General features: G+C 63.8%; 14 protein-coding genes and 1 tRNA gene. 9 read left to right on the forward strand and 6 right to left on the reverse strand.

Annotation, left to right across the window (positions count from 1 at the left end):
- Positions 1 to 23: 23 nt before the first annotated feature.
- Together IE101_RS01920 and IE101_RS01925 are read right to left on the reverse strand one after the other, a co-directional pair.
- Positions 24 to 1,421: a DUF2927 domain-containing protein gene (locus IE101_RS01920; protein WP_189632109.1), complete on the reverse strand. Its 1,398-nt coding sequence runs from the start codon at positions 1,419 to 1,421 to the stop codon at positions 24 to 26.
- 701 nt (positions 1,422 to 2,122) lie between these two features.
- Positions 2,123 to 2,962, reverse strand: coding sequence for an AAA family ATPase (locus IE101_RS01925; protein ID WP_189632110.1), 840 nt, complete (start codon positions 2,960 to 2,962; stop codon positions 2,123 to 2,125).
- 176 nt (positions 2,963 to 3,138) lie between these two features.
- Here IE101_RS01925 and dksA point away from each other — a divergent pair, with 176 nt between their 5' ends.
- Together dksA and IE101_RS01935 are read left to right on the forward strand one after the other, a co-directional pair.
- Positions 3,139 to 3,561, forward strand: coding sequence for an RNA polymerase-binding protein DksA (gene dksA, locus IE101_RS01930; protein ID WP_189632111.1), 423 nt, complete (start codon positions 3,139 to 3,141; stop codon positions 3,559 to 3,561).
- Between the two features lie 104 nt (positions 3,562 to 3,665).
- Complete coding sequence (locus IE101_RS01935) at positions 3,666 to 4,859, forward strand: FAD-dependent monooxygenase (RefSeq protein WP_373296040.1); 1,194 nt, start codon at positions 3,666 to 3,668, stop codon at positions 4,857 to 4,859.
- A gap of 7 nt (positions 4,860 to 4,866) precedes the next feature.
- On the opposite strand, the gene xth is transcribed toward IE101_RS01935, so the two are convergent.
- Positions 4,867 to 5,676: an exodeoxyribonuclease III gene (gene xth, locus IE101_RS01940; protein WP_189632113.1), complete on the reverse strand. Its 810-nt coding sequence runs from the start codon at positions 5,674 to 5,676 to the stop codon at positions 4,867 to 4,869.
- A gap of 360 nt (positions 5,677 to 6,036) precedes the next feature.
- Here xth and IE101_RS01945 point away from each other — a divergent pair, with 360 nt between their 5' ends.
- From IE101_RS01945 to IE101_RS01955, 3 genes are all read left to right on the forward strand, one after another.
- On the forward strand, positions 6,037 to 6,291 hold the full coding sequence (locus IE101_RS01945) for a hypothetical protein (RefSeq protein WP_189632114.1): 255 nt from the start codon (positions 6,037 to 6,039) through the stop codon (positions 6,289 to 6,291).
- Positions 6,292 to 6,365: 74 nt separating this feature from the next.
- The gene (locus IE101_RS01950; RefSeq protein ID WP_189632115.1) at positions 6,366 to 7,463 is read left to right on the forward strand and encodes a DUF6902 family protein; all 1,098 of its coding nucleotides are present in this window, start codon (positions 6,366 to 6,368) and stop codon (positions 7,461 to 7,463) included.
- A complete protein-coding gene (locus tag IE101_RS01955) occupies positions 7,460 to 8,350 on the forward strand; it encodes a DMT family transporter (protein WP_189632116.1) in 891 nt (296 codons plus the stop codon). Before IE101_RS01950 ends, IE101_RS01955 begins: the two co-directional genes overlap by 4 nt.
- An 8-nt stretch (positions 8,351 to 8,358) precedes the next feature.
- On the opposite strand, the gene IE101_RS01960 is transcribed toward IE101_RS01955, so the two are convergent.
- Positions 8,359 to 8,706: a HesB/IscA family protein gene (locus IE101_RS01960; RefSeq protein ID WP_189632716.1), complete on the reverse strand. Its 348-nt coding sequence runs from the start codon at positions 8,704 to 8,706 to the stop codon at positions 8,359 to 8,361.
- A 22-nt stretch (positions 8,707 to 8,728) separates the two neighbouring features.
- On the opposite strand from IE101_RS01960, the gene IE101_RS01965 reads away from it, so the two are divergent.
- The gene (locus tag IE101_RS01965; RefSeq protein ID WP_268247266.1) at positions 8,729 to 9,982 is read left to right on the forward strand and encodes a deoxyguanosinetriphosphate triphosphohydrolase; all 1,254 of its coding nucleotides are present in this window, start codon (positions 8,729 to 8,731) and stop codon (positions 9,980 to 9,982) included.
- Positions 9,983 to 10,034: 52 nt separating this feature from the next.
- On the opposite strand, the gene IE101_RS01970 is transcribed toward IE101_RS01965, so the two are convergent.
- Both IE101_RS01970 and IE101_RS01975 read right to left on the reverse strand, forming a co-directional pair.
- Positions 10,035 to 10,499, reverse strand: coding sequence for a disulfide bond formation protein B (locus tag IE101_RS01970; protein WP_189632118.1), 465 nt, complete (start codon positions 10,497 to 10,499; stop codon positions 10,035 to 10,037).
- A gap of 19 nt (positions 10,500 to 10,518) precedes the next feature.
- On the reverse strand, positions 10,519 to 11,103 hold the full coding sequence (locus IE101_RS01975) for a YqaA family protein (protein WP_189632119.1): 585 nt from the start codon (positions 11,101 to 11,103) through the stop codon (positions 10,519 to 10,521).
- A gap of 177 nt (positions 11,104 to 11,280) precedes the next feature.
- On the opposite strand from IE101_RS01975, the gene ypfJ reads away from it, so the two are divergent.
- From ypfJ to IE101_RS01990, 3 genes are all read left to right on the forward strand, one after another.
- The gene (ypfJ, locus tag IE101_RS01980) at positions 11,281 to 12,135 is read left to right on the forward strand and encodes a KPN_02809 family neutral zinc metallopeptidase (RefSeq protein WP_189632120.1); all 855 of its coding nucleotides are present in this window, start codon (positions 11,281 to 11,283) and stop codon (positions 12,133 to 12,135) included.
- 47 nt (positions 12,136 to 12,182) lie between these two features.
- Positions 12,183 to 12,266 (forward strand) — tRNA-Leu (locus tag IE101_RS01985).
- A gap of 751 nt (positions 12,267 to 13,017) precedes the next feature.
- A complete protein-coding gene (locus IE101_RS01990; RefSeq protein WP_189632121.1) occupies positions 13,018 to 15,411 on the forward strand; it encodes a Hint domain-containing protein in 2,394 nt (797 codons plus the stop codon).
- The last annotated feature ends 339 nt before the right edge of the window (positions 15,412 to 15,750 follow it).

Genomic DNA, 15,750 nt, shown 5'->3' on the forward strand with positions numbered 1-15,750 from the left:
CCTGCCGGGCGGCAGGGCCGCCCTTATCCCTTCAGTGCCATGGCCAGCCGCGAGGGCGCCAGCGCCGTGATGTCGCGCTGCCGGGCCCGCGTGACCGCGTCCGAGCCGAAGCCATAGCGCGCCCAAGGCTGACTGTCGAGGCGCACCGCCCGCGCACCCGCACTGTCGCCAGAGAGGTCGAGCGCCTCGGCCTTGAGCATCATCAGCGTCGCAAGCAAAGAGGCATTCTGCGCCTCACGCACCACGGGCAGGGCGCGTTCGGCGAAGGCCAGCGTCTGATCCGGGCGGCCTTGGCTCAGCGCGAGGGCGGCGAGCTGCATGTCCACATGGGCGGCATGGATCTGCGCGCCGGGCAGGGCGCGGTAGATGCGCGCGGCCTCGGCAAAGGCATTGGCGGCGGCGACCGGGTCATGCCCGACCTGCAGGCGGCCCACGGCGAACCAGGAAAACGCAAGCCGTGCATCGCCCCAGCCCTGCGCCTGCGCGATATGGAGCGCGCGCGCCGCGGCCTCCTGCTTGGTCCTCGCAGTGCCGCCGGCGCCAAGGGCTGCCTCCATCGCCTTGACCCAGGGTTGCGGTGTGCGCCCGCCGTTATGGCTGCGCCCCGCCACGCCCGAGGGGTTCATCCGCGCCAGCAGGCCCGGCACGATGGCCGCGACCTGTTCCCTGGTCATCCCCGACCGCAGTTCCGGCGCGTAATGCAGGCGCAGCACCAGCATGTCGAAACCGGTCAGCACGGTGTGGAAGTTGTCGTCGTTGAAGACGCTGTCGGGCAGCTGATACAGGTCATTCAGCGGCCCCATCGCCTGCGCCATTTCCTCATGCAGGCAATCGCGGATCTCTTGCGGGCTGGCATCCGAGGGGGCGAAGATCGCGACCCGGTCACGCCGGGTCACGCTGGCCCAATCCAGCTGACCGGTGCCGCGGGCCTGTTTGTATTCCGCCCAGGAAGACACGCGCGGCGCCACGAAACAGGCCACATTGGCATAGGTGTTGCGAATGGTGCGACGGGGGATGAATTCCACGGTGATCGAGGCCGCGCCCTGCGTCTGCGAGATGTTCAGCCCGGCCTCGGCCCGGAACCGCCCCAGAAGCCGGGTCAGATCGCCCTGCGCCGAGGCAGGAACCTGCCCGCGCAACGCCACCGTGATCGGGCCTTCGAACCGGGTCAGCATCGCAAGCGGGCGCCCGCTTTCCATGCGGAACTCAAGGTCCATGAAGTCTTGCGCGATTTCCGTGTTTGACCGCTGCACCCGTGTCGGTGCCACCGCCGCAAAGGCGGGCGCCGCGCTGCGCGCCGTCGTGGCAGACCCGGTTGTTTCGGGAATGCGGTTCATCGACACCTCGGCATTGCCTGACGGGTTCGAGGTCGGCGCACAGGCCGTCAGGGTGGCGACGGCAAGAATTGCAGCAAAACGCATGGGTTGGCAGCCCCGTGACTATAATCTTCATCAAATGGCCGCGGCCACGCCCGCAGAAGGCGCGCCCTTCGGCCCGGTTCACGCAGTTCCCGGTGCTGTCTTGCGTGCGATGCCCCCGCATCGCCCACCCGACCGGACAGGGAGGTGGCGCCCCCGATGCCACTGCAACCGGCCCCCACCGGTCGCAGCGGCCCGAAGGTCGCCGGGTTCGTCATTCCCGCAAACTGCCCCGGCAGGGGGCGCTGCGGACACCTGCAAGGCGGTGCATCTGTCGCGATGACCCCTTCAATCCCCATGCCAAGAGCCACCGCGGCAGCGGCCCCCGCTGCGCCAGATGCACGCTGATCGCGCGCCGACGCTGGTTTGGGACTGAACATCATATCCGACAAAGACCCGTCCGTAGGTGAATGCACGTTTCGTCTTTTGGACTGAACGCCAGACCCATGTCAGAAGCAGGACGTGAATGTGTCAATCTCTGGATTTCGGTGCCAGAGCGGCACCCCAAGCTTTCGTGGTGTTTCGCCACATTTTTGCCAGATTTGCGGCTGTTTGCTCCCAGATTGTTTCAATTGTTTCAGATTCAACTGGTGTCGTGATGTTATTGTGTCTGAATTGTGGCCAATATCGGGGCGACCCTGCGGCCGCCCGTGCCTGATTCTTCGCGCAGACCAAGGGCTTGGCGGACGTTGTTCACACGCCCCTCAGCGCTGCCCCCGTGCCATGAAGGCCAGCCGCTCAAAAAGATGCACATCCTGTTCATTCTTCAGCAGCGCCCCATGCAGCCGCGGCAGAAGGTTGCGCCCCTCGCGTTTCAGATCCTCGGGGCCGAGATCTTCTGCCAGCAAGAGCTTCAGCCAATCCAGCACCTCCGAGGTCGAGGGCTTTTTCTTCAGCCCCGGCGTCTCGCGGATTTCGTAGAATTGCGTCAGCGCGGTGGTCAGCAACTGTTCGCGGATATCGGGGTAATGCACCGAGACGATGGCGCGCAGCGTCTCCAGGTCCGGGAAGCGGATGTAATGAAAGAAACAGCGACGCAGGAACGCGTCGGGCAGTTCCTTTTCATTGTTCGAGGTGATGATCACCACGGGCCGATGACGGGCGCGTATCGTCTCGCCCGTCTCGTAGACGTGGAACTCCATCCGGTCGAGCTCTTGCAACAGGTCGTTGGGGAATTCGATATCGGCCTTGTCGATTTCATCGATCAGTAGGACGACGCGGCGGTCGGCCTCGAAGGCCTGCCAGAGTTTGCCCTTGCGGATGTAGTTGCGGACATCATGGACCCGCTCTTCGCCCAGCTGGCTGTCGCGCAACCGGCTGACGGCGTCATATTCATAAAGCCCCTGCTGCGCCTTGGTCGTGCTTTTCACGTTCCATTCCAGCAGCTCCATTCCCAGGCTTTCGGCGACCTGCCGGGCCAGTTCCGTCTTGCCGGTGCCGGGTTCGCCCTTCACCAGAAGGGGGCGCTGCAGCGTGACGGCGGCATTGACCGCAATGGCCAGATCCTCCGAGGCGATGTAGCTGCGGGTCGAGGAAAATTGCATGGGGCGTCCGTCGGTTGTGCAACAGTTTGTGGAGGGACCCTAGTGCGCCACCAAAATCCTCGCAACTGCTAGTGACAATCGCGTCGGCTTCCGTTAGAGGGACCGCACAAGACGACACGCCGCCCGGCCCGCCGTCAGGCCCGGATCGCGTCGTCTGCCCAAGTGGAGTTACTGCGATGAAGGCAGAGATCTTTCTCCCCGACGACTACCGCCCCGCGGAGGATGAGCCGTTCATGAATGATCGGCAGCTTGAGTATTTCCGGCGCAAACTGCTGACATGGAAGCAGGAACTGCTGGAACAGAGCGCCGAAACGATCGACAACCTGCATGAAAGCGCCCGCAACGTCCCCGATCTGGCCGACCGCGCCAGCGAAGAGACGGATCGCGCCTTGGAACTGCGGACCCGTGACCGGCAGCGCAAGCTGATCAACAAGATCGACGCCGCCCTGCGCCGGATCGAGGATGGCGAATACGGCTATTGCGAGATGACCGGCGAGCCGATCAGCCTCAAGCGTCTCGATGCACGCCCCATCGCGACCATGACGCTGGAAGCGCAAGAAAAGCATGAGCGCCGCGAGAAGGTCCACCGCGAGGACTGAGTGCTGCGACGGCAGGTCACAGGCCGCAACCTTGCGGGGATGCGGCTGATCGCCAAGGATGTGCCGGGCCTTCGGGTCCGGCTTTTTCATGATCGGGGATGGGTATGTCTGGGGTTCGGGGACGCGAGATCACGGTGCTGGGCGCCGGGGTGGCGGGGCTGGCGGTAGCGCGGGCACTGGCCTTGCGCGGCGCGCAGGTTACGGTTCTGGAACGCGCCGAGGCGATCCGCGAGGTGGGCGCCGGGCTGCAGATCACGCCGAACGGGGCGGCGGTGTTGCGCGGGCTGGGCCTTGGTCCCGCGCTTGAGGCGGCCACCCAGCGTGCGGCCGCGGTCGAACTGCGCGATGGCCGCGATGACAGCCTAGTCCTGCGGATGGATCTAGCCAAGCTTCGCCCAGGCCTAGGCTGGCATCTGACGCATCGCGCCGATCTGATCGACCTTCTGGCCGATGGCGCGCGCGCCGCCGGGGTGCAGATCCGGCTGCTGCAGCAGATCGACTCGGTCGATCTTTCCGGCCCATGCCCGCGCCTTTTGACGGCGCAGGGGGCCGAAAGCCTCGCGCCGCTGCTGATCGGGGCGGATGGGCTGCATTCGCGGGTGCGCGGGGCGCTGAACGGGGTGGTGCCACCGTTCTTTACCGGCCAGGTCGCCTGGCGCGCGACGATCCCCGCTGAACCTGGCGCCGCCCCGGTGGCCGAGGTGCATATGGGCGCGGGGCGCCATCTGGTCAGCTACCCGCTGCGCGGCGGCACGCTGCGGAACATCGTCGCGGTTGAAGAGCGCAGCCGCTGGGTCGAAGAAGGCTGGAACCAGCCGGATGATCCCTTGGCGCTGCAACTGGCTTTTGAAAGCTTCGGGCCGCGGGTGCGGGGCTGGCTGGATCAGGTGCGCGAGCTTTGGCTCTGGGGTCTGTTCCGGCACCCTGTTGCCGAGGTCTGGGGACGGGTGCTGCCCGAGGGCATGGCGGTGATCCTCGGCGATGCCGCCCATCCGACGCTGCCCTTTCTGGCACAGGGCGCGAATATGGCGCTGGAGGATGCCTGGGCGCTGGCCGCGCTGCTGGATCGCCACGGCCCCGGCGCGGCGACGCTTGCGGCCTATCAGGACGCGCGCGTCCGACGCTGCGACCGCATTGTCAGCGCCGCCAATGGCAATGCGCGCGCCTATCACCTGTCGGGGGTCGCGCGGGGTGTCGCGCATCTGGGCCTGCGGGTGGCAGGCCGCATTGCGCCCGGCGCGGGGCTTGCGCGCTTCGACTGGATCCACGGCATGGATGTGACGCGCGACTTCCCCTGAGGGGCCCTCAGGCGTCGAGGTCGATCCAGACCGGCACGTGGTCGGAAGGCTTGTCCTCGCCCCGCACCGCCCGGTCGATCTGCACATCGCGGAGCAGGTCGGCCGCCTGCGGGCTGAGCAGCAGGTGGTCGATCCGGATGCCGTTGTTCCGGTCCCAAGCGCCGGCCTGATAATCCCAGAAGGAATAATGCCCCGGCCCGCTGACGCGCGACCGGAACGCCTCGGTATAGCCAAGGTTCAGGATGCGGCGGAAGGCGGCGCGGCTTTCGGGCAGGAACAGCGCATCCTGCCCCCAGGCCTCGGGGCGGGCTGCATCTTCGGCCTGCGGGATGATGTTGTAATCCCCGGCCAAGACGACCGGCTCTTCCCCCAGCAGCAGTTCGGCCGCGCGGGCCCGCATACGCTCCATCCAGCCCAGCTTGTAGCCGTATTTCCCTTCGATCAGCGGGCGGCCATCTGCGCCGAAGCTGACCGGGTTTCCGTTCGGCAGGTAAAGCCCGCAGAGGCGCACTCGGCGCGTGTCGCCCATCACCGTGGCCTCGATCCAGCGCGCCTGTTCGTCACTGTCATCGCCCGGCAGACCGCGCGTCACATCCTCCAGCGGCAAGCGCGACAGGATCGCCACGCCGTTGAAGCTTTTCTGCCCATGGGTTTCGACCCGCCAGCCCAGATCCTCGAACATCTCGCGGGGAAAGGCGTCATCGACCGACTTGATTTCCTGCAGCGCCACGACATCGGGTTTCGCGGCCTCAAGCCAGCGCGGCAGGGCCTCGATCCGGGCCTTGATGCCGTTGATATTGAAGGTGGCGATTTTCATGTCCGCTCCGCGCGCTTTTCGGCCCTTGGGTCTCTATCGCGCGCCTGCGGGCGGCTGGCAAGGGCCGGTGGCCGAGGCGGGCTTTCGGCGCAGTTAAACCTGCACGGAAACTCCCGACGTTAACACTTTGTTAATTCTTTCGAATCATGGATTGTGGGGCAGGGTGTGGACAAGTTTCCTACCCTGAAGTTGTGGATAACGGATCAAAATCACGTTTAGGTTAATCGGTGCGTGGGCTTAGCGGATAGCAGGGATGTGGACAAGCGCATGTGCAACCTGTGGATGTAAAAACGTTTGAAAAAACAATCATTTGGATCAACCGTGAAGGGGCAAAACCTGCTCAACCACGGGAGATCCACCATGAGCGCACTGCGTAAGACCGAAGCCCAAACCCTGTCCTTCGCCGCCGCCGACATGACCCTGGGTCAGGGCGCGGACATGATGCTCTGCTCGAACATCGAAGCAGGCGACATGATCGCCGGCGCCGAGACCGGCCTGATGCTCTGCTCCAACATCGAAACCGGCGTGTCGACCGATCTGATGCTCTGCTCGAACATCGAAGCAGGCGACATGATCTCGGGTGGAAATGCCCAGCTGATGCTCTGCTCGAACTGAGCTGACAAGACCCCCGTCCATGGCCTTGGCCCGGCGCAGGACGGGGGTTTTCCCAGCCGGGCCCTGAGGGTTCCATGTCCAACATCGTCCGTTTCGCGCAGCGCGCCCGCGCCGCGCACCCCGCGGCTGCGTCCGGCGGGATCGCTCCTTTGCTGGCCAGCTTCGCCCATCACCGCCGCCAGCCGGGCGATGCCTATTGGCTGAAGGAGAACGGCGAGCTTCTGGGCGTGCTGAGCGCGCTAAACCGGCGGCTGCCGGAGCTGGCCCTGTCGGTCTATCAGCCCTTTGTCGAGGGTGCGGCCGATATGGTGGCCTTCCATCCGCAATATGCACGGCTGATTCTGAATCTGATCACCTCGCTTGAGGATCTGGGCTATCCCGGCGGGCTTGGCGCGCGCCTTGCGGATTGGATGCTGGATCAGGGTCTGGTGGACGCCGAGGTCAATGATCTTCAGCGCGCAGAGCTGCGGTTTCTGATGGCGCGTCATGGTCGGACAGTGGCCTTCGAGGGGCTGGATGAGCGTCTGACGCGCTTCATGTCGCGCCCCGAGACCTTTGCCATCCCCAATCCGCGCGCGGCCTATGATCTTCTTCATGCGGTCTTTTACTTGGCGGACTACGGGCGCAAGCCGTTGAAATTGCAGCCTGCGGTGGTGGAAAGCATGCTCATGCTGGGCAGTCTGTCGCATCTGGAGGGGAATGGCGATCTGCTGGGCGAGGTCTGCCTCGCGCTGCATTACGCGGGCGAGGTGCTGCCGCCGCTCTGGTTGCGGCATCTGCGGGCTGAAAACACCGCGTTCCGGATCAGCCCGGGTACCTGCCCGGATTCCTCTGATTGCTATCATATTTTTCTTGTCAATCAGTGGCTGTTCGGCACAATCGAAGATCGTGCTTTTGGTGATGCCTATTCTGGGGGACCGATGTCGATCCAACTGAACCGCCCCGCGATTTCCCCCTTGCGGGAATGGTCACAGGCACTGCGGGCACAGGGCAACCGCCGCAGCGCCGACTGGTCCAGGATGCGCAGCCTCTGCCGGGATCAGGTGTCGGAAAATGCCTTTGCCCGGGCCGATCTGGGGGCCGCCGAAAGCCCGATGTTCGACCGCTTCTTCGCCCGCTTTGCCCGCGCTTCGCGCCCCGTCCCGATCTGGCCCGAGGCGCGTCCGGCATGACGGCGACGCTGGCAGGCAGCAGCATGGTGTCGCGCGCGGCCTGGGTCGGGGCCGGGCTTGCGCTACTGAATACGCTGGTGTCGGTCAGCGCGGATGCCATTGCCAAGGATCTGATCGTCAGCTATGCGGCCCCGCAGCTCATGGCCCTGTCGGGGGGGCTGGTTGTACTGGCGGGGCTGGGGGCGGCAGCGGCAGGGCCGGGGCGCTTCATCCTTCGGACCGGATCGCCGGGTCTGGTGGCGCTGCGTTCGATCTTCGGCGCGGCAAGCACGGTCTGCTTCTTCCTCGCTTTCCGCGACCTTGCCTTTGCCGAGGTCTTTGTCTTTGTGGCGATGATGCCCATCTTCGGGGCGGTGCTGTCGGGGCTGCTGTTGCGCGAACGCATCCGGCTGGCGACCTGGGGGGCACTTGGCTTCGGCCTGATCGGACTTCTGATGATGGAGCCTGATTGCACCGGAAGCATCGGCCCCGGCTATCTTGCCGGACTTGGGGCAAGCCTTCTGGGCGCGGCTTCAATCGTGCTGTCGCGCCGCATTTGCCGCAGCCATACCCATTCCTTCACGCAGGTCTTTTACGCCCAGCTTGCCTGCGCGCTGGTGGGCTTCGCCTTCCTGCCGCAGGTCTGGCAGCCGATGGGGGCGGGCGATCTGATGATGCTGGGGGTCTATACCGGGTTTCTGGTGATCACGCGCTGGCTGATCGTGATCGTGGTCAAGCTGCTGCCAGCCTATGTGGTCATGCAGATCACCAACATCCAGTTCCTCTGGATGGTGATCATCGGGCAGATCCTCTTTGGTGAGACGGTGCGCCCCGAGCTTTGGGCCGGGGCTGCATTGGTCATCGGATCGGGGATCTGGCTGGTGCAGGCGCAGCGGCGGGCGGGCTGAGCCGCCCCTTACATCGAAAACGAAGTGCCGCAGCCGCAGCTAGAGGTCGCATTGGGGTTCTGGATCACGAACCGCGCCCCGATCAGCTCTTCGGTGAAATCGATCACCGCATTTTGCAGGAAGGGCAGGGAAACCGGATCGACCAGAACCTTCTGTCCGTCCTTTTCCAGCACCAGATCCTCGGCCGCGGGATCGTCAAGCTTGATGTCATATTGAAAGCCGGAACAGCCGCCGCCATCGACCGCAACGCGCAGGGCCTTGGTCTCGCCGGTCATCTCGGCGATTTCGGCAAGGCGGGCAAAGGCGCGGTCGGTCACGCGCGGCAGGGTGGCATCGGCAGGAAGCTGAAGGTCCATCGGTGGAATTTCCATATCCTTCATGGGCTTTTCCACATATAGGTGCCAGAGTGATGACACACAAGTTCTGCATGACCTAGGTTTGATGACCCAGACGCTCGCTCCCTTCGCCTGCCTGCCCGAACACTCGCGCGGGCGCCGCCACCCCGAAAGCATGTCCACCTTCCGCTCGCCCTTTCAGCGCGACCGTGACCGGATCATCCATTCCTCGGCCTTTCGGCGTCTGAAACACAAGACCCAGGTCTTTGTCGAACATGAGGGCGATTATTACCGCACCCGCCTGACCCATTCGATCGAAGTGGCGCAGGTCGCGCGCACGATCTCGGGGGTGCTGGGGCTGAATACAGATCTGGCGGAATGTATCGCGCTGGCCCATGACCTTGGACATACGCCCTTCGGCCATACGGGTGAGGATGCACTGGCACGCCTGATGGAACCCTATGGCGGCTTCGATCACAACGCGCAGGCCCTGCGGATCGTGACCAAGCTGGAACGCCATTACGCGGGCTTTGACGGGCTGAACCTGACCTGGGAAAGCCTTGAGGGCATCGCCAAGCACAATGGCCCGCTGACCGGCCCCAATGCAGACCCGAAACATGCGCCCGATCCGCTGCCCTATGCGCTGGTCGAAGCCAATGCCGATTGGGACCTCGAGCTGGACACCCACGCCAGCGCCGAGGCGCAGGTGGCGGCGATTGCCGATGATGTCGCCTATTCGCACCACGACCTGCATGATGGCCTGCGCTCGGGGCTGTTTACCGAGGCGGACCTGATGGAGCTTCCGGTGACAGGCCCCGCATTCGAGTTGGTAGATCGCCTCTATCCGGGGCTGGAGAAGATGCGCCGCCGGCATGAGGCGCTGCGCCGGGTCTTTGGCGTCATGGTCGAGGATGTGATCCATGTCGCGCAGAACCGTCTTGATGCGGCCCGGCCGAAATCGGTGGATGAAATCCGCGCCATGGGCACGACGATCATCCGCTTTTCCAAGCCGCTCTATCAGGAACTCAAGGCCGTCCGCAGCTTCCTGTTCCATCGCATGTATCGCGCCCCTTCGGTGATGACGGAACGCGCGCGGGTGACGGCGATGCTGGATGATCTCTTTCCGCTCTTCCTGCGTCAGCCGGATCTGCTGCCGCAGGAATGGCGCGCGGATATTGAAGCGGCGAGTTCGGATACAGCGCTGGCGCGGATCGTGGCCGATTACGTCGCCGGCATGACGGACCGTTTCGCCATTCAGGAACATGGGCGGTTGTTCGGATCAGACCCCGCCCCATGAAATAGGGGGCCGCAAGGCCCCCTTTGTCCGTCTGATGGGTCTGGCTGATGGGTCAGGCCCGACGCGCGGCCCAGATCCAGATCAGGGCAAGTGCGACGGAGATCACCACATTCCAGCCCGCCATCGACAGGCCGAACATCTGCCAGGCAATCGCATCGCAGCGCACCACCGCCGCCACATCCACCGACGGGTTCAGCAGGTCGGCCGTGCTGATCCCCTGGATCGAGCCCGCGGTGCAAGAGGCCAGCCCTTCCCACCATTTCTGCTCCACCCCGACGTGGAAAACCCCGATCCCGGCCGAGGTCAGCGCCGCCAGCGCCCCCAGCCAAGCCAGCGCCCGCAGGCCCAGCGTCAGCGCCAGAAGCCCGATGATCACTGCCGCCAGATGCGGCCAGCGCTGCCAGATGCAGAGCTGACAGGGCGCAAGCCCCCCCAGATATTGAAAGGCCAGCGCCCCCAGCAGCAGCGCCGCCGAACCGCCCGCCGCCGCCGCGATGGCCGCCTTTTGCCGCGTCATTGTCATCCCTTCGGTCCTTTCACATCGCCTTCAGCGCGACCCAGGCCCCTGCCAGTGCAAGGCAGACCCCGAGGGCAATAAGCGGCAGACGCCGTTCGATAAATCCGGTGATCGCCACACCATAGCGCCGCAGCAACCAGGCCAGCAGATAGAACCGCCCCCCGCGCGCCACGATGGCCGACAGGATGAACAACTTCAGGTCAAAGGCAACCACACCTGACAGGATCGTGACCACCTTCATCGGCGGCAGATGCGACAGGCCCGACGTCACGAGCATCAGCAGGATCGCCCCCTCGCCGGTCTGCGCCTTCAGCGCCTCGAAGGCCGCGTATTTTCCGTAAAACTCAAGGATCGGCCGCGCGATCAGGTCAAAGGCATAAAGCCCGATCGCCCAGCCAAGGATCCCTCCCAGCACCGAGGTGACGGTCGCGATCAGCGCGTAGCGCATGGCCTGTTCCGGCCGTGCAAGGCACATGGGAACGAAAAGCACATCCGCCGGAATCGGAAAGACCGAGCTTTCCACGAAAGACACGCCACCGAGCGCCTTTTCAGCATGGCGCGAGCCTGCCCACCTGATCGTCCAGTCATAAAGCGCCCGGAACATGGAACCTCCGATTGGCTGGGACCGTTATGCCGCAATATCGCCCTTGCAACACGCCCCCGCGACAAGGTCAAGGTGCGTGCCGCCCGGAATCCTGCATCCCCAGATTGCACATGGACATGGGTATTCGTCTGGGGCGCTTCGGGGTAGTCTGCCTCAATTTGGTGCAAGGAGCGTGACATGGAGTGGCGTGGCCGTCGTGGCAGCAGCAATATCGAGGATCGGCGCGGACAGGGCCGCGCGGCAGGTGGCCCAGCGGTGGGGGGGATCGGTGCGCTGGTCCTTTTGCTGGTCGGGGCCTATTTCGGGGTCGATGTCTCGGGCCTGATCGAAGCGGAGGCGCCCGGCCGCGCCAGCACGTCCACCCCGGCAGCGCTGTCACCGGCCGATCAGGAGGCCGGAAATTTCGTCTCGGTCGTGTTGGCCGATACGGAAGAGGTTTGGACCACGGTTTTTCTCGATCAGGTCGGAGATCGGTATCGCCCCCCGGTTCTGGTGCTTTATCGCGATGTCACCCGATCGCCCTGCGGTGGGGCAAGCGGGGCAACTGGCCCGTTCTACTGCCCGTCTGACCAGAAAATCTATCTGGACACCGCGTTCTTCGCGACCATGGCACAGGATCTTGGGGCAGGTGGGGATTTTGCGGCAGCCTATGTGGTGGCCCATGAGGTTGCCCATCATGTCCAGAACCAGATCGGCATCCTTGGACAGGCACATGCCGCGCGCAGCCGCGCGGGTGCGACAGAGGTAAATGCCATTTCGGTTCGGGTCGAACTGCAGGCCGACTGTCTGTCGGGAATCTGGGCGCGGGGGGCCGAAGCGATGTTCGGAACGCTTGAGGCGGGAGATGTGGAAGAGGCCGTGAACGCGGCCCATCGGATCGGTGATGATACGCTGCAACGCAATGCCGGTCGCGTGCCCATGCCCCATACCTTCACCCATGGCACCTCGGCGCAGCGGGCCCGCTGGTTTCTGCGCGGATATGACAGTGGCGACATGGGCCAATGCGACACCTTCGCGGTCAGAAGGCTTTAGCAGCGGTTGACGGGGCTCTGCGGGCGGGCTACACCCAACCCCACGGGGCCCGAGTGGCGGAACGGTAGACGCAGGGGATTCAAAATCCTCCGCCGCAAGGTGTGTGAGTTCGAATCTCACCTCGGGCACCACCCCTCACATCCAAAACAGCGCGAAGACCATTTGCTGGCGTGCCCCGTGCGGACCGGGATGATTCGTCCGAGATATGGTGTTTTCCGATGCTCCCGGTCGCAAATCGGGCCGATGTTCCCGTTTTTCGGCCGGAGAGCAGAACAAAATGCGGCTGAAATATGGCCCACCTGGGGCGCGGGATCGGCTGCTGCGCCTGTTCCACATCCCGAAACGGTGACGTCCGCCGCCACTCCCGACATCGCAAGAATTTGCAGGAAACTAAGGGTTGGCGCTGCATGCTGCAGGTTTTTGCAGGCTTTTGAATTTCTTGTGGGGAAACAGTGGTGGCGCAAAACACGCCCGGGACGCGGCGCTGTGGCCCTCTGAATGCGGCCTGCCCCGGTTGATCCATGCTTTCGTCAAAGTTTTTGCACTTTTCGGACGTGCCAGCAAAAGGTATGTATCAACTGTCCGTCTGGGTAGGACGTGTGGCCGTGGGGGCGGTCGTCAGTGGTGTTGTGCGTCGCAAGACGCGGGAGTTGCAAAGGCTGCCATACCGTCCGGTCTGCCCGGTCGGCATTTTCGGATCATCGTCTGAACTGTGCCCGCATTTTCGGGCAGCAGATGGCTTTTGCCGCTTTCTTCACAGCTGACCTCAGGCCGCGTGGCGCAGGGTCTTCGCAGGCTCCGCCGATCAGGTGCCGCCGGGTTCGGCGGTTTGGATGCAGGTCGCGCGGGCCGGGGGCTCTGCTTGAGTGAGGATTAGGAACGATGCCGGTTTTTGCCCTTTACAACTTTGATGATGCAACGTCGGCGGCGCTGGATTCGGCCAGCACAAACGGCGCGCAAGACGGCATCTATCTCAACGGTGCAGCTTCCAACGGGTCGCAGGCCGTGCTGGATGGCGCCGATGATCTGGTCAAGATCTATCCGGACGCGAGCTTCCAGATGGATCGGGGCACGCTGGATATCCGGTTCACCTCGTCCACCACGCCGCAGGAGGCAACCCAAACCATCTTGTCGCGCGACAGCATCGGCCAGACGGATGGCGGTTTCCGGATCCAGTTGCTGGCAGATGGGGCGATCCAGATCACCCACGAATCCGCTGCAGGGGATGTCGTTTACACGACCGAGCCGGGCTTTTCGGCACCGGGCGATGAAATCCAGCTGAGCTATTCCTGGGATGTGGCCAGTGGCGGGCAGCTGAGCATTGCGAATGCAACGGCGGGCACCACCTTCGGGTCGGAAGTTCCCGCTGGCCTGACCATGGATCAGGGCGAGTCGCTGAACCAGCCCTGGATCGTGGGCGCGGGCCAGACGGCATCGAACCCCGGCCTGCTCAATGACATCGACCAGCATTTCGCCGGGTCCGTGGACATGTTCCAGCTGTCGGACAGCGTGGACAATCTGCCGGACCGCGATGGCTATGTCGATGGCACCGCGGGGGATGACCTGATCGATCTGGCCTATACCGGCGATCCCGACGGCGACCGCATTGATGCGAACGATGCCATCCTTCCCGGTGATACCGGCGATGAGGATCGCGTGCGCGCGGGGGCAGGCAACGACACCGTGCTTGCCGGGAATGGCGATGACACCGTCTGGGGCGGCACAGGGGCGGATTCCATCAGCGGCGGCGCGGGCGCCGACAGCCTGATGGGCGAAGATGGTGACGACTACATCGCCGGCCAGCGCGGGATGGATACGCTGATCGGCGGTCAGGGCAACGACACGCTGGTCAGCGGTGCCGAGGACGACCAGATTTATGGCGGCGACGGCCGCGACAGTGTCATCGGCAACAGCGGGTCTGACCTCATTGATACTGCGGGGGGTGTGTCCTCGCCGGACCGGGACTACCCCGATCTCTATGCTGCGGATGCCGACCCCGAGGATGATCGCGATTATGTCTTTGCCGGTGCGGGAAATGATACGATCCGCACGGGGGATGATGCCGACACGATCTATGGTGGTGGCGGGACCGACCTGATCCAGTCCGGCGATGATGATGACATCGTCACCGCCAATGCCGACAACGACACGGTTGAGGCTGGCGAGGGGGCTGACCTCGTCACCGGCGATCTGGGCGATGACCTGATCTATGGCGGCACGGCCGATCTGTCGGCTGATCCCACGCATTTGACGGACGATGTCGATCCCGATCCCGACAACAACCGGGACCAGCTGTTCGGCGGTCTGGGGAATGACACGATCTACGGTCAGGACGATGATGACACCCTGGTCGGTGGCTATGGCGATGATGTGCTGGATGGCGGCATCGACGAAGATTCGATGCTCGGGTCGCAGGGCAATGATACGCTGATCGGCGGGCAGGGTGCCGACACCATGAGCGGCGGTGCCGATCGCGACGTCTTTGTCGTTTCCGCTCCGGGCGACGGCATTGGCGATGTGATTGATGGCAACGAACTGGGCGACGATTACGATACGCTCAATCTGACCGGCAGCGGTCCCTTCGTCATCAACTATGACCCGACCAATGCCGAAAATGGCACGGTCGATTTCATGGATCGCGAGGGCAATGTCACAGGTACGCTGACCTTCAGCAATATCGAGAACATCATTCCCTGCTTCACGCCCGGAACGCTGATCGCGACGCCGCGCGGCGAAATCCCGGTGGAACAGCTGCAGGCGGGCGACCGTGTCATCACGCGGGACAACGGTATCCAGCAGGTTCGCTGGGTGGGTCAAAAACAGCTGAGCTGGGCCGATCTGTCGCTCAACCCGCATCTGAAGCCGATCCTGATCCGCAAGGGCAGCCTCGGCAACGGTCTGCCGGAACAGGATATGATGGTGTCGCCGAACCACCGGGTTCTGGTCGCCAACGACCGTACCGCGCTCTACTTCGATGAACATGAGGTGCTGGTCGCGGCCAAGCATCTGGTCGCCGGTCGTGGTGTGCATGAGGTGGACAGCATGGGCACCACCTATATCCACTTCATGTTCGACCGCCATGAGGTGGTGTTGTCGAACGGTGCCTGGACCGAAAGCTTCCAGCCCGGGGACTACACGCTCAAGGGTATGGGCAATGCCCAGCGGAACGAAATCTATGAGCTGTTCCCCGATCTCAAGACCGAAACCGGCCGCGAGGCCTATGGTGCGGCCCGCCGCACCCTGAAGAAGCATGAAGCCAAGCTTCTGGTAAAGTGATCCTGCAAGTTATGCAGCCAACCGGTTGATTTCACTCATCGGTTGAGGACGGGGCCCTTCGGGGCCCCGTTCCGGTTTAAGGCGCCATATTTATGCCGCATTCAGGCCCGGATCCGGCCACGCTGCCCGGATCGCACCATCCCCGCCCCATGAATTCGACACATTTGGATCAGAAACCGTCCGTAAGGATTTACCTGCCTAACTTTGGTGCGGGTCTGAGTAATGAGTCGGCGTGTGACACCCAGGATGACAGCTAAAATGTGGCAATGCGGATGCCGTTCTACCCTTCGGGGTATTGCGACTTTGCGGCACGTCTTCGCAATCGTCATCGTACCCGCC

Source organism: Gemmobacter lanyuensis (genome assembly GCF_014652355.1).
Taxonomy (GTDB): domain Bacteria; phylum Pseudomonadota; class Alphaproteobacteria; order Rhodobacterales; family Rhodobacteraceae; genus Gemmobacter; species Gemmobacter lanyuensis.